Raw genomic sequence first — 13,910 nt, 5'->3', positions numbered from 1 at the left:
CGATGTGTTTCCCTTAGATACTGAGACTACGATAGAAACAGTTTCCCGTCTTAATATCTTTCGGTCGTTTGGACTTTTCCTAAAATGTCCGAAATGAAACATTGTGAAACACGATAGCCTTGCAACCATTCTAACAATACTACTGACTGTGCTTACGGGCTGTACCAAGGCCAACGTTAGTAAGGACAGCAAGACTGATTCGGCAAATCTAAATCTTCCGTCTTGCACAAACAACGATTTAAACCACACAGAATGCCTTACCACAGGTTCATCTTATGTTACCGAAACACTTGGTACAGATTTGACTGGAACTACAGCGACAGTACCTGTGCCCATGGGATTTTACGATGGAAACAGCCAATTCACTGGTATAGCACCTGATCTTCAGTCTTCAAACATTAAGAACGGTGTAACCCTCTTCGGTGTATCTGGCACCTTTGATGCCGCATTTTCAGCTTGCGGAGACAATCTTTTAAATGCGACAGCCTGTACAACTGCTTTAAATCGGTACGTGTACAACTCCGAATTTGGTGGCCGCTCTTCGACATGCACGCCGGGGCAAAACACTTTGGCCTGCTGGACTAATAGTCTGAATCAATACGTTACAGCGACAAGTGGAAATAACATCAATGCTGTCGCTGGAGCAATTTCCAGCACCATTCCCGATGGCTACTATGACGGAAAAGTCTGCACCATGAGCGACGCAGATCTCGTCTCAAGCAATATTCGAAGTGGCGTCAGTATTTTTGGAACTACGGGCAACTATGCTGGAGACTTTCAAGCAACGATTGCTTCCGGCGCGCATAGAAGTCCCGGTACGGTGGTTCAACCCAATCTTGAATCGCCAGGCACATCGGCACAAATAAGTCATAAAAGCGAAATGACAACTTATGTGAATTCCGACCTTCCGTCGTCTGCCGGATTAGCCTATCGTGAAGTTCCGAATGTCCACTTAGATGACAACGGTGCAGATGGTGTAAATTGCAAAATGGCGAATCGGCCCAGCATAAACTGCGGCACATCCCAGAACTCCATAGCACTAAGAATTGCAGACTGCGCAGCAAAAAACCCCACCGAGTCTTTATGGGATGGCGCTGTCCAGTGCAATGGCGGACAAGGAACCTGGAAGCTCGTTACCAGGGCTGGCCCCAGCCAGGAAGTATGGCAAGACGAAAGAACCCAACTTATCTGGGGATCCCCACTGACACCTTCGAGTTGGTGTACGGCCTCTGGAAACCGTCAAGAGGCTCCATTCTATCGATCTCTTAGTTATAATGGAACATCGACCGTACCGATTATCGGAAATGGCACCATTAGCGCAATGAGCGGTGGTGAATCATCTCAGAATGAATGGGTCACAGTGGCCTTTTCAGACTCAACCCATTTTTCAGTCACTAGCGACGCTGGGGGGACGGGCTGCCAAGCCGGAGCCATCACCAGCGGTACCTTAACCGCAGTCCCCGGATCATCGACGACATGGGGACGGAGTGGTTATTGTAGCTTTACCATCACACAAGGCTCTACGCCATTTGCCTCAGGTGACACGATGATGCTAAGAAGTACTGAGGCTACAACCGCATCCTGCCTGCCTGGTTCAATCTCTGGCCTACAACCCAGCTCACCATTAAGCCTTTGTGCTGAAGCAACAGGACTGTCTGGGGTCGCTGGCGAGGATTGGTCTATGGGCACTTATTTGCCTGAAAAAGGCCGAATGGGCAAAAACTCTGTCCCGTCTATATTTTGGCGTCTGCCAACGCTGAATGACTATCGTTTAGCAGCCAACAATGGCGCCAATTTCGTGTTACCGTCCATCTCATATTATGAGATGACCTCAACGGTCACCTCAAATATCTTATTCCCTGCCGCGAGCCAACGATACGACCGAAGTGGATACTGGACATTCACCCTTCCTAACTCAACTGCGAGTCCCCAACTGAATCACACCAATTTTAGTATTTTCGCGCGATGTGTGGGCAGATAGAGTGCCTACCTACCCACGCATCGAACTCCGCCAGTAAGGCTCCTACGCTTCCCATAGCCCAAGCCGCTCACCGAATCAAACAATAGAGAACTACGACGATTTAAACCGCCAGCGTCGACTGTTGCTGTCCACTCCAGATGGGTATTATTCCCCCCCGGCGATCCATCTCGAGTCGGACGCTCCCCACCTGGGAGTCCCATATCAGGCATTACGAATCTGACCCCATCCACTTCAGCAAGCTGATAATCCGCCAATGTTGGCAAACGCCAGTGAATACTCAAAGCCGTAGACTTTCCCATATATCCTTTAGAGTCCAGATAAACTCCAGTCCCCCAATTTTCTCCGGGAACTGCGCTAAGCCCAGCGCCCTCATAACAAACACTGTATTTCGCTGCAGGTTGGTTCGCACTTCCTGGAAAACATGTGTCTGTCGACGAAGCACTCGAAATTATAAAAGTATCTCCAGCCGTAAAATTAGTACTGCCTTGCCGCAGAGTAAAACTGCAATAGTTCGTACGCGACCAAGTCGATGTCGATCCTGCCACCCCAGTCAGCCCACCGGCAGCCGATCCGGCCTGACAGCCACTGGCGCCACTGCTCCCTGTCACCGTATAAGTCGTGGCACTTGTAAATGTAACTGTAATCGTCTCTTGTTGCGAAGAACTTCCCCCGCCGAATGAACCTATCGCGCCATTTCCTTCCATCGGTGTCCCGGAAGCACCGTGATAGGATTCTGCAAAATAAACTGGGGCATGCTGGGTATTACCAGATGACATACACCAGGTACTACCGGTACTAGACACTATCGAACTCCAGACCAAACCCGTTCGTTGATCTTGCCACACTTCTTTATTGGCCCCTGCCCGAGTTACGAGCCTCCATAAACCTTGGCCACCATTACACTGAGTCGCACCATCCCAACTGGCTGTAGCGGCATTTTTTGAAGCACAATCCGCAATTCTCAACGCGATGGTCGCCTGTGAAGTGCCACAAGTCGTGCTTGGCCGTGGCGCATAGTTACAACTTAAACCGTCAGAACCGTCATCATCCTTTAAAACATCTGGGATAGCCCGGTACTCAAAACCACCCCCACTTGGCAGCTCTGCTCCTGCATAGGTGCTAACTTCAGATTCCATTGTAATTTGGTTGCTGCTGACGTCGCGATGAGCCTGGGATGCTATACCTGCACCGAATGACCCCACATAGCTTCCATTCACGCCGAATATCTGCACCCCTTGCCGTACGTTCCCTGCCGTTAAATTCAAGTCCGCGATACTGCAAGTTTTTGCCTCATAGTACCCATTAGGCAATGAAACAACCAAGGCCCCATTGCTGCCAACGACGTCAGCTCCCGCTGTAGAAGTTACGAACTGATTGGCACCGGCCCAACAAGCCACTGCATTTGCCCCACTACTGCAAGCCACAGACCGACCGCCAAAGGCACCGTCATAGACATAGCGCGCACCCCCTGTTGAACACTTCACCGCATTCAAAGCGTCATCGGAACACGAGGGATAGCGATCCTCAAGACTGCCAACTATCCCCAATATTGAAATGTCTTTCTTAATATTTTGCGAATCCAGGTTAGAATCGCTTATGGCGACGGAAGAGCTTCCATCATAATACCCCTGAGGAATAGGCACACTAAGCTGACCATTCGGCCCCAACACATTGCTGCCCAAGGACGACGCCACATATTTTTCTGCACCCACACGACATCGATCTGAGTTCAACAGATCTTCCTGACATTCGCTCCCGGATGCGGATCCTTGCTCACTCTGAAAAAGGTCCATTTTAAAGCCGCAGGCTGAAAAGAAAAGGGGAACCAAGATCGCAATACGCTTCATACAATGCATCCCTATTTTGACACTAAACATACTTTAAGGATGTACTATCGCCGCCTGCCTTTATATGCCAGGCGGACCTTTAAGAAGGAACCTAATGACAAATCTGTTTCCGAACGGCGGCCTAGGTCCCCGGAAAAACAGGACCTAGGCTCTTGTCCCCTAGAAAACCCTAGTCGGATTCAAAATACAAACTGCATGGGCTTTGGTGGAATCACCGTTTCGTTTTTGATGATATTGCTCAGCAGATAAAGGCGGTCGCTACACTGTGAGGGAAGAGCTAGAAATTCAACAAGTCTTCATTCGTCCCAATGCACCGTCCGCCTATCAAAAATCATGGAATATTTTAAACAACTACTCTTACCTGTACAACTATCACCGGCAGCATACGGGATCAGCTACTTGCGTCCTGCCGACATGCTCTTCGGTCGCGGCGCCAGCGGACGGTCTAGCCCTTAAACCGGTCATAGCCTGCATCCGTAATCAACTTGCTTCGAGTCGCTTCCGTGTTTAGTCTCATCATATGAGATTAATTTTTTTTCTGATGTGCGCATTCTCCACTTACTCAGCCAGTGCAAAATCGTCATTTACCGATAAAGATCTAAGCAGCTACCTGAAACATCATTCCAAGGGCGTGATTTTCGTCTTATCACCGCATATGTATCTTTCATTGAAAGCCCTGCCCGAATATAAATCAGCCGCCACCAAAGCAAAAGTCGCTTTTCTACCTCTCTTAGATCCTGTGACGAATACTAAAGAAAATATGTTGAAGGTGGATCTTCACAAAATCGAGATATTGAACTCTGAGATCTTAATCAAAAAAAATGCGCTTCTGCATTTTCCATCTTATATTTTCTTTAAAAATGGTCAACTTCAAGGAAGCTTTAACCCCGGCTATGACAGTCCAGAAAAGTTCCAACATCGTTTAAAGGAATATTTCAAATGAGGCTATTAATTATTGCGCTGCTTTTAATCATGGCCGCTTCTGCATTTGCGGAAGACTCTTGCCGTAATCAGGTTAAGGGACTTGTGCGTGAAGTTCCTCTTGAGGTTAAGCCGACCTATTTCATACGAGTAGATACAACACAAAAGAAAATTTATATGAGCGGGGATTGCACTCTTTCATTAGAAACCGGCAAGTGTCTGACGAAAGGCCGCACTTGGGAACCTTACCCTATTGTTGGTGCAAATCTCGTGACGATTCCTCACTGTGGAAATGACAGATCGATGTGTTTCTATAAGTCCTCTGACTATGTAAACCAAAATGACAGCAAACCTTCTTATATCGATTCTGAAATGTCTGGCTATTATCAATCTTTGGGATTTATTGAAAAACTGAAAGATGCCAAGAAATCAAAGGTGCGAGTTATCACCTACTACGGATTTATGAGAGATTACGAAATCTCTGGCGAGGCCGTGAAGCCAGCCTCGCCAGTCAAAAAGTTTTGTGAAAATATCGATCTAAAACTTCCTATGCTTTCGAAAGATGGAACTAAGATTGCAGGTTGGAATGTAAAGTCTGAAAGCAGCGTGATTTATAACCTTGCTAACGATGGAACATGCACGAAAAATTATGAACTTAATATGATGGCCGGAAAAATGGATTTTAGTTATGACGGAAAATATACGGCCTTTCACGCAAATAGTACACAGAAAGGCACAGGAGCAAACGTTCTATCTATTCAACAATCTATTTTTATCTTGGACTTAAAAACTAAGTCCTTAAATAAGATTTCGTTCGGAAGTGACATGGTCTATTATCCTCACTTCGGATCCGATGGGCACATTTACGCGTTAAAATTTAATAAGGATGCTGATAGCTATTCCTTATTGGAAATTGATCCCGAGAAGGCTCTTCATCAATCAGGAACGGAAGCGGGTACTTGCATTGACTGCTCAGCAGCGGATCAAGTGCGTTTATTAAATCTTAAATGCATTCAGTAAATCCGCCTAGGTCCACGGAAAACAGGACCTAGGCTCTTGTCCCCTAGAAAACCCTAGTCGGATTCAAAATACAAACTGCATGGGCCTTGGTGGAATCGCCTTTACGCTTAGAAGTTTCGAACGATAAAAGTTTGCCGTCATCAATCCGGACTACCATTTGGTAATAGATCTTTTTATCAAAAAACTGATCATCAGTTGGGTTCCGCGAAATATACCAGTCGCACCCACGGCGGTTCTCCCATAAATCTGTAAGTCTTGCCTCTTGGGTTTCTCACAAGAGTTCGATTCATCGAGGGCACCTGGGTTAGATGGCAAGGTATCTTAAACTGGAAGTATTTGTAATTGTCTGATTAAGCGTATACCCGAAAGAAAAGGAATCATTGCGACTCCCTTTTTTGATTTTCTTGCATATACGTTCCGTTCTTTCCAAACGATCAACTTTGGGTTTCAATAAAGAGCCCCGAAGTTTCTGGAACAATTGCCATGTTAAGCTGGAGTTCATACAAAGAATGCAAATCTGAAATCTCGCAACTAAAGGCAGAAGTTAAGGTTACATATTAGCTCTGCTCGCTTCAAAAAGACAGCCCCAAAGCACAGACCTCTGATCTTTGGGGACACTTAACAGAGTTTCTGGGTATTGCAAGACATTCCACTCAGAAACCCTGATTCTAAAAAGTCCAAATATATGTATGGGTGTTATCGTTGACTATTGAGGTCTACTGTACAATCGTTTTTAAGACCGATCGTCAACAGCTCTCCCAAGCCCAAAAGACCATCGCCATCTTCCTTAACTTTAAATTGCAAAATACCGTTGCCCAAGTTCGAGACTGAAAGCTTCTTCATCACGTAGAGCTGAGAAAAAGAGACTTTTGCCAACAAGTTTTCACTATCGACTCTGCACTGCCCCACATTAAAGTCCACCTTTTTATCTGGAAGAGATAGCCTAGTACCGGTTGCGCCAGAAATAGTACTGTCGTGATAATTCTCAATATTAAACGATACAATGCCTGAAGCGCTTTTGACTGAAACATAGATCTCTTCATGGGCTTCCACGCCTCCCCAAGTGCCTGAAGTCCTCTGTGTGACACTCACCTGGCAAGCTTCACCATTAGATGTTGTTCCTACTAGAACTCCTTCAGAGCTTGCTACTGGCGTAGCCACCTCGAGCAAACGATCGCTAAAATCCTTAACCTTGCCAAAGCACTCATTCACCTTAGCTGGTGATGATGCCATACTCATCTGAGACAAAAAGACCGACGCAACTAGAATGATTTTTTTCATTGTATTTCTCCTTGGTTTTTATTCAACTCGGTTATTCCGCTGTTGTTATGAACTAACATAGCTCAAAGTGTGCCGGCAAAACGCCACCTTAAAATGAATTAATCGTAGGACCACGAAGCCTTTACTTGCCAGGAGTGACACAAAAGGGACAAAACTTTTACTTTTTGTTTTGTTTGTTTTGTTTTGTTTTAACAGGGGGTTACATGAAAATGAAAGCTTTTGTCTACTACTACTAAGTCATGCCAGACACGAACATCCTTATAGAATTTGCCCAAGGCTAGGGCGTGGAATCCAATTCAAGCCCGGGAGCGTGCTCGACCGCTCCCGAACTCTTCTACTACCAACGCAGGCTGACCCAAATATTTCCTTGCCACCTGCCCTTGACGTTTTCACTTTGCAATTCTGGAGTAAAGGCATCTTCATGCAAAGGGTACGCTCTGTATCCTTTCGCATAGCTGACTTCGACACCAGATTGGACCAGTTTTGCGAAGTCCCTCTTAATTCCTAAACGAAACTCCTGCGACGCGGGAAGATCATAAAATGGGTCGTTAGACTGATTCTTAACCATCTTGGCCAAATCGTATTTCACATATACTTGACCTAGATGACCCACTGGAACGCTGGCTTCAATGGAATTTTTGACGGCCGTCGCAGACATGTTTTCTACGCCCTCGAATAGGAAAAGCTCGCCGCGAACAACTAGATATACTTTTCCAGCCTGTTTATCGAATACGACAGAGACCTTATCTGCCTCTGTAGCCCATTTGGTCTGAGTAGATCCGTAACCATCCTTGACTCGTCGTACAGTTCTTTCATAGTCAACTGTAAACCCCGAAGTTAAAACTTGTTCGATCCCAAACTTTGCAACTATATCTGCACGGCTTCCTCTTTTCATGCCGATCAGACTGGTATCAAGATTTGTGCGCTCAAGCTCAACTCGTCCGGTCGTATTATTAATGCGCGCGGTTCCTTTAAACTTTAATTGATGAAATAGAACCGTTCTTCTTTTCTCATCCCAATTTGCGATAGAATCCAAAGCCGGTGATCCCACCTGACCGATGCCACCATAGCCATTGATGAACAGTCCGACTTCATCAACAACGGATTTGACAACAAAGTTCCCTCCGACCTGGCCAGATACGCCGACAGCAGAGAATCTGTAATTGCCTTCGTTTGCATTAAATTGCTGATGTAAAGCAAAAGCTCGGACATATGAACCTTGAAGTTCTGCTACCGTTTGAATTTGTACGGACTTTTCTTGAGGTCCCACTTGCATCCTCAATACTGACCCCTTGACATCCTTATATGCCAAGGCGCTCAGTCCATTTTTGATCCAGGCCGCCGTTTTCGGTAAATAGTAGTGATAGTTGCCACTGACTCCCTGTGAATAAACGACTCCGCTCAAAGGTCCGAGAATTCGACTGCTTACCTCCAGCATTCCTTGCTGCGTCTTCTGGCCTGTCGCAATGATCTGAGAATAATTTTGGATGTAATAAAGGCCCGTTGCCGGGTCTTTGAAATGATAGACAAAATGGCCGCCGGAATCCTTGCCAGCTTTATCTTTCTGCCACAATCCAGTATGCATACCAATGTCCTTGAAGCCCAGTGCTTGCGCTTGACCGGCTAAGAACTGGTGGATATCGCCACATATTCCGCCTTGGGTACCACTTTCAAGAGCATTACTAAAGAGCTCTTCCGGGCCACCTCTATTCTTTACTGATTCTGAATAGAATTGGGACATATATGACCCCGAAAGGGACAAAAACAACAGCTTCTGGTCACGGCTCAGGACCAATGATTCGCGCTTTAATAGCTGTAAGCTTTCGGCATAAGAAGTCGCCTTAGAATACCTCGCACTATCCATACCCAAAGCTGCCTGAAATAGATTTAGCGCTTGAGCATATTGTTCTTTTTGGCTGCCAAATTTATCCGGAATGCTATAAGCAGATATATCCAAATTCTGCCCATTTGCTTTTGTGCTGTAATAGAAGTAGGCATCAAAATTTTGAACTCTTTCTTCAGAAACAACATTCCTTGTCTCTTGGGTGCGGGCATACCTTTCATCATATTCTTTATCCATTCGCTCTTCATATGACGACTCCTCCTGCGCCATAGCGAAAGGGGTCATAGTGACGAATGCCAAAGCTAACAGTATTTCTGACTTTTTCATAAGCACCTCACAGCATCATCAATGCTATTTGTGTGCCATTAAAAAAGTATTCTCATATTTTACCTATGAAAAAAATTTGCACAAAGAAAGGTCAGACATGCCAGACATGCACATAGGAGAAGAGCACCCAGCAGGGCTGGGACGTACCGATAACCTTTAAACAGTTCCACATGCATCGGCAACCCCAACAGACGAGCTACATCAATTGCACTTTGAAATTCGTCACCTATGAAGCCAAACGGAGTTCTTCTAAAAATCAGCTGCCCATTCGTATCATAGATCTTAATCAAAATGGGAACGAGTCCTTTTGTATACCGTCTTTTCAAAGTAACTATCTGTATCCTCGCCCCAGAATACCAAACCCCGTTGATAGAAACCCCACCAGCATCGAAGTGCAGTTGATCTCCTTTACGTGTCACAAATACTGCTTTGCTTTGAGTCATTTCTACCTCATACAAATATCGTATGACGATTCACGGCCCATAGACACGTTTTGTGAACCCCAGTGGAGCAAAAATCTGTTTCTCGATCTGCACTGCCTACCCGCCAAAACAATATCTACTTTCAACCCGTTCCATTCATGGAAGATTACAGGAATCCTCATTTAGTCTTTTGCCCCTGATGTCGATCTAAATGACGTCAATCGTTACCGCACGAAATGAGAGGATACAAAATGAAACACTTCTTAAATAGTCGCGGAAATTCTTTGATCCAAGTCTTGGTCTCGATAGGCCTAACGGCCCTTCTGGCCGCAACGGTTGCTAGCGTTCTTAGTCATCAATCCAAAGAGGCTCGTGCCCTCAACGAGCAGCTCGCCGCCGCGGACCTTCAAAAGCTTCTAATATCTACTTTGGCGGATGGATCGGTTTGCAAATACGTCTTGAACAACCCAAATCCTCAGACCTTCAATAGCACTATTGCCTCAAAAATCAATCCACAGAACATGACTGTTTCCAAGCTTTACACGAACACGGCTGGGACAACCACGACAGCTGAAGTCGGCAAGCAAGCTTCTGGATATTCGAACACTTTATTCGTGAAGAACATCCGCCTTCAGATCGATTCAGGACACGACTCAAACTGGAGCGGACAGTGGCTTGTCGAGTTTGACGAAACCAAAACCGTACGCCCTCTAAAGCCTCTTTCAATTTCCACAACAATCCTGGCCGATATAAGCAGTCCCTCTGCTGCAAAAATATTGAACTGTATGCCGACTGCGGTAGGCACCATGCAAGAAGGTATCGTCAATATCCCGATCTTTTGCCATGCGGGTAACAATTCAGAAAACACTTGCACGATAAATATCGAAGAAGACCCGCAAGTCATCGCCTTGGGCTTGAAAGCCCCCGATCTAAAGCTAATAGGTTTCAGCATCACGCAACATGGTTTTGACGGGTGTGGAAGTAAGACTATAAACACTTGCACATGTGTTTTAAGCCGGACATTTAACAGCAGCAACAGTCTAGCAGCTGTCTGGAATGTAGGAGGCAGTATCTTCGGCCCCCAGACCTATGGAGGTGGACTTGCTGACTCGACAATGATGGGCTCGAGGTACATCCATCTTCGTGTTTCACAACAAGCCATTGGCCTTAATCTTTCCTTCTTTTACGGAGATCTAACTACAGCCAAACTATCTGCCTTAAACCAATCATATGCCGCTGCAGAAAAGTCTGTAGCGTTAGAACCCCCAGCATATAAAACCAACTACGGTGGGGGAATTCGCCTTGCCCTGTGCGACTTGAAGACTCCCAATCCTTAAAAGAGAAATAAAATTTATGAACCTGCTCGTTCAAGCAAAAGCTTTTTCATTCACATTCATTATATTTGTTCCCCCACATAGCATTGGCGCAGAGCCCCCTGCCCCCGCAGGCTGCGCCAATGCTGATGTGCTTTGGGAGGCAAGTGTTCGTGCCGACTGCCAAAGTTCGCAGTCTTGGATCCGCTGTGGTTTATCCGATCAGGTCATAATAGGTACTGGAATCTTCACTGGAAGCTTGGCGGCCTCTGGATTGAAGCCCCCGCGTGATACAACAAAATTAACTGGCTTGGTAAAAAATCAGAAGAACCCCCGACTGCTGATAGCTCAACTGCAAAATCTTGGAATTTCGGCAAAAGATATCGAAACGTATCTAAACCTACAGAAAGAACGAAAGGCCGCCTTTATGAATAAGGAAAAGGCCTACTTAGAATACGAAAGTGCCCACCTAAGAAGCTATAGTGATCAAGGTCGGACAAAATCTTCGCTATCCCAGGAGCTTGCAGAAAAGAAAAGAACCTACGAATTGCATACACAGAAATATCGTGCGTCACTTGAGAATATAGAGTCCTTCTCAGGAAGGATTAAGGTCAAACACCTAGCCCAGAACTCTGTTCGTGCTGGCGCCCTTGCGCTAGGAGGCACCCTAGCGGCCCAAGAAAGTGCGAAGATAGCTGCAATTAAAACTTGTCTAAACCCTGCCTCGAGCGAATCCCTGCTGTCATTGCAAAGGTACATTCGTACCGCCTCGCTTTCAGAATGCAAACTAGAAATCCCCGGCGATTCGATAAACGACTTGATGGAGCTAAGTATTAGTGAACGATCCGAACTTATGAAATCCAACCCATCGCTATGCAAACTTTTATTGTCGCAGATTCAAAAGCAAAAAAAACAGTCCGCAGTTGGAAAAGATGCCAAGGTCGAAGTAGTCAGCTGCTCCGAAACCGACATCCAGCTGAAAATGAAGGTGAATGGAAAAACATACGAACCTAAAATTAGCAAAGGACCCAAGAACTATATTGAAATAAAAGGTGCATTTTTCCCTGGGCCTCTTGATAGTCTGAATTCAAATAGGAAGTTCACCGCCAGCTTCTATTCCAATACAGGGACGCCTGGATACATAGATACAAGCTATCCGCAGGTGAGCTTTGCGAACTCTCTTGAGATAGATGGAACGCAGACCAATCCTTTGTATAATTATATGCGAGCCTATCAACAAGGCCAATGCAGATATCCTGACTTGAAGATGGAGAAGGGAGACTCCTACTTCGGAAACCTAAAATACGAATTGGGATGTGCAGCCGCAAGTCAAATGACAGTAGTCAAAGAGCAGCTGCCCTACATCATAGGAAAATGCGATGAATTGCAAAAAAAGTCGGTCCTAACTCCAGAACATGAAGCTAACTCTATTAGCTCTGCAGAAAAAGGCACCCAATAACTGCGGGGTTAAAGTGCGACGACGCCGCCATCATCGGCCATGATATGCCCAGAAACGAACGATGCACTATCTGAGCACAACCACAGGACACATTCTGCGATCTCCTCCATCCGCTCAATACGATTGACAGGAGGTGCAGTCAAAAGACTTTCTAACATTGGCGCATCAATAGAACCCGGACAGATGCAATTCGCCCGAATACCTTTACCAGAAAACTCTGCTGCCACTGCTTTAGTAAGTCCCATAACAGCGTGCTTGCTCGCTACGTATGCCGGCATTCCTACGGCGCCCACCGGGCCCATAGCTGAAACACAGTTTACGATGGCACCGCCACCATTTTTCAACATCAGAGGGATTTCAGACTTCATACAGTGTAACACCCCATATAAGTTGGTGTTAATTATATCCTTAAAAGCTTCTGTAGCACACGATGTAGGGCTGCTCCACACCCCGTCTATCAAGGTATTGTTAAAGGCATAGTCGAGACGCCCAAAGGCCATTTCAATCTGAGAAAATGCCGTTTTCACCATCGCAAAATCTGCAACATCACAGCTAATAAAATCGGCAAGTCCGTCAATCCTTCTTATCATTTCCAACGTTCGGGCACCACCAACGGCGTCCCGATCCAAAATAACCACGTGAGCCCCGGATTGCGCAAAAGCAATTGCAGTCGCACGCCCGGTACCGGAAGAACCTCCAGCCACGACGGCGACCTTGCCAGAAAAGCGATATGTCCCCTTGCTCATCTATCCCCCTTGTTGATAGACAGATATATTTCTCAAACCTAATATAGATTGCAAGGCGTGCCAGCATCATTACCAATAATTAACTGTTTATACTCATGCGCCTCGCCAGACACGACGGACACGCATCCTGGCTATCTACAAAATTACACTTCATTAACTTTGTTTACTTTGAAATACTTATTTTAACCATTAGCAAATGGAGGCTTAAATGGTTAAGTACTTAGTCGCGACATCCCTAATTCTCGGTTTCTGTGTTGCGCAAGCAAAAGAATTTACGAGAAAACCAGCATCAATAGAAAGCAATGTCACAATTGGCGGCGAAGAAGGTGAAGACGCCTGTGGCGGCCAAGGAATTGTTCTGGCTACCACGACACTGATTTCATTGAAAGCTGGCCAGTTGTCGTTTGGCAAGGTTGATATTAATACAACCGCACACGCCTGCTCTGTAAGCCGTGACGGCGAATATGTCGGTATTGTATTCGGCAAGAAGGGCCAAGACTGCGGCGTCAGCAGCTCCGTTTCGAAAAAACAAGAATACCAAGGCCCTTGCAAGAGCGGCTGGGTTAAAAAAGAATTCTTTGCTGGCTTCGCTGGCTAATTGCAACTCCCGTAGCTCTATAATTCTTAGTTCTAAATAGAGGGCCGCTCCACACAGTGTGGCCCTTTCCTTTCCAGAATCGCGAACCTAAGCCTGATGTCCACCATGTCTGCACAGAACGTTTACAGCGCCAACAGTTCTAAGCAATCTAC

Annotated in this window: 11 protein-coding genes; 6 read left to right on the top strand and 5 right to left on the bottom strand. The window is 45.9% G+C overall.

The window, feature by feature from the left end; genetic code table 11:
• Positions 1–103 precede the first annotated feature (103 nt).
• A complete protein-coding gene (locus BDT_RS19180; RefSeq protein WP_015090258.1) occupies positions 104–1,981 on the top strand; it encodes a hypothetical protein in 1,878 nt (625 codons plus the stop codon).
• 5 nt (positions 1,982–1,986) lie between these two features.
• On the opposite strand, the gene BDT_RS05445 is transcribed toward BDT_RS19180, so the two are convergent.
• Positions 1,987–3,828 (bottom strand): hypothetical protein, encoded by a 1,842-nt coding sequence (locus tag BDT_RS05445; protein ID WP_041577129.1) that lies wholly within the window; start codon positions 3,826–3,828, stop codon positions 1,987–1,989.
• Positions 3,829–4,348: 520 nt separating this feature from the next.
• Here BDT_RS05445 and BDT_RS05440 point away from each other — a divergent pair.
• Both BDT_RS05440 and BDT_RS05435 read left to right on the top strand, forming a co-directional pair.
• A complete protein-coding gene (locus BDT_RS05440) occupies positions 4,349–4,771 on the top strand; it encodes a hypothetical protein (protein WP_148278723.1) in 423 nt (140 codons plus the stop codon).
• Positions 4,768–5,769 (top strand): hypothetical protein, encoded by a 1,002-nt coding sequence (locus tag BDT_RS05435; protein WP_015090255.1) that lies wholly within the window; start codon positions 4,768–4,770, stop codon positions 5,767–5,769. Before BDT_RS05440 ends, BDT_RS05435 begins: the two co-directional genes overlap by 4 nt.
• Positions 5,770–6,465: 696 nt before the next feature.
• On the opposite strand, the gene BDT_RS05430 is transcribed toward BDT_RS05435, so the two are convergent.
• The 3 genes from BDT_RS05430 to BDT_RS05420 all read right to left on the bottom strand — a co-directional run bounded on the left by BDT_RS05430 (position 6,466) and on the right by BDT_RS05420 (position 9,663).
• Complete coding sequence (locus tag BDT_RS05430) at positions 6,466–7,050, bottom strand: hypothetical protein (protein WP_041577127.1); 585 nt, start codon at positions 7,048–7,050, stop codon at positions 6,466–6,468.
• Positions 7,051–7,387: 337 nt separating this feature from the next.
• Positions 7,388–9,220 carry a hypothetical protein gene (locus BDT_RS05425; protein WP_015090253.1) on the bottom strand — a complete coding sequence of 611 codons (1,833 nt, stop codon included), beginning with the start codon at positions 9,218–9,220 and terminating at the stop codon, positions 7,388–7,390.
• Positions 9,221–9,279: 59 nt separating this feature from the next.
• A complete protein-coding gene (locus BDT_RS05420) occupies positions 9,280–9,663 on the bottom strand; it encodes a hypothetical protein (RefSeq protein WP_041577125.1) in 384 nt (127 codons plus the stop codon).
• Between the two features lie 230 nt (positions 9,664–9,893).
• On the opposite strand from BDT_RS05420, the gene BDT_RS05415 reads away from it, so the two are divergent.
• Both BDT_RS05415 and BDT_RS05410 read left to right on the top strand, forming a co-directional pair.
• Positions 9,894–10,979, top strand: a complete 1,086-nt coding sequence (locus BDT_RS05415; RefSeq protein ID WP_041577122.1) for a PulJ/GspJ family protein — start codon at positions 9,894–9,896, stop codon at positions 10,977–10,979.
• 16 nt (positions 10,980–10,995) lie between these two features.
• A complete protein-coding gene (locus BDT_RS05410; RefSeq protein ID WP_015090251.1) occupies positions 10,996–12,414 on the top strand; it encodes a hypothetical protein in 1,419 nt (472 codons plus the stop codon).
• A gap of 8 nt (positions 12,415–12,422) precedes the next feature.
• Here BDT_RS05410 and BDT_RS05405 read toward each other — a convergent pair whose 3' ends face one another.
• A complete protein-coding gene (locus tag BDT_RS05405) occupies positions 12,423–13,160 on the bottom strand; it encodes an SDR family oxidoreductase (protein WP_015090250.1) in 738 nt (245 codons plus the stop codon).
• A 208-nt stretch (positions 13,161–13,368) separates the two neighbouring features.
• Between BDT_RS05405 and BDT_RS05400 the strand changes: the two genes are divergently transcribed.
• Positions 13,369–13,758: a hypothetical protein gene (locus BDT_RS05400; RefSeq protein ID WP_041577120.1), complete on the top strand. Its 390-nt coding sequence runs from the start codon at positions 13,369–13,371 to the stop codon at positions 13,756–13,758.
• The last annotated feature ends 152 nt before the right edge of the window (positions 13,759–13,910 follow it).

The organism is Bdellovibrio bacteriovorus str. Tiberius, assembly GCF_000317895.1.
In the GTDB taxonomy this organism is placed as follows: domain Bacteria; phylum Bdellovibrionota; class Bdellovibrionia; order Bdellovibrionales; family Bdellovibrionaceae; genus Bdellovibrio; species Bdellovibrio bacteriovorus_F.
The sequence above is the reverse complement of the archived record's forward strand: the minus strand, read 5'-3'. Positions and strand labels throughout refer to the sequence as shown.

Excerpts from the sequence above, each read along its gene's own strand:
- BDT_RS05445 (WP_041577129.1), bottom strand. The coding sequence starts at position 3,828 with ATGAAGCGTATTGCGATCTTGGTTCCCCTTTTCTTTTCAGCCTGCGGC.
- BDT_RS05440 (WP_148278723.1), top strand. The coding sequence starts at position 4,349 with ATGAGATTAATTTTTTTTCTGATGTGCGCATTCTCCACTTACTCAGCC.
- BDT_RS05435 (WP_015090255.1), top strand. The coding sequence starts at position 4,768 with ATGAGGCTATTAATTATTGCGCTGCTTTTAATCATGGCCGCTTCTGCA.
- BDT_RS05430 (WP_041577127.1), bottom strand. The coding sequence starts at position 7,050 with ATGAAAAAAATCATTCTAGTTGCGTCGGTCTTTTTGTCTCAGATGAGT.
- BDT_RS05425 (WP_015090253.1), bottom strand. The coding sequence starts at position 9,220 with ATGAAAAAGTCAGAAATACTGTTAGCTTTGGCATTCGTCACTATGACC.
- BDT_RS05420 (WP_041577125.1), bottom strand. The coding sequence starts at position 9,663 with ATGACTCAAAGCAAAGCAGTATTTGTGACACGTAAAGGAGATCAACTG.
- BDT_RS05415 (WP_041577122.1), top strand. The coding sequence starts at position 9,894 with ATGAAACACTTCTTAAATAGTCGCGGAAATTCTTTGATCCAAGTCTTG.
- BDT_RS05410 (WP_015090251.1), top strand. The coding sequence starts at position 10,996 with ATGAACCTGCTCGTTCAAGCAAAAGCTTTTTCATTCACATTCATTATA.
- BDT_RS05405 (WP_015090250.1), bottom strand. The coding sequence starts at position 13,160 with ATGAGCAAGGGGACATATCGCTTTTCTGGCAAGGTCGCCGTCGTGGCT.
- BDT_RS05400 (WP_041577120.1), top strand. The coding sequence starts at position 13,369 with ATGGTTAAGTACTTAGTCGCGACATCCCTAATTCTCGGTTTCTGTGTT.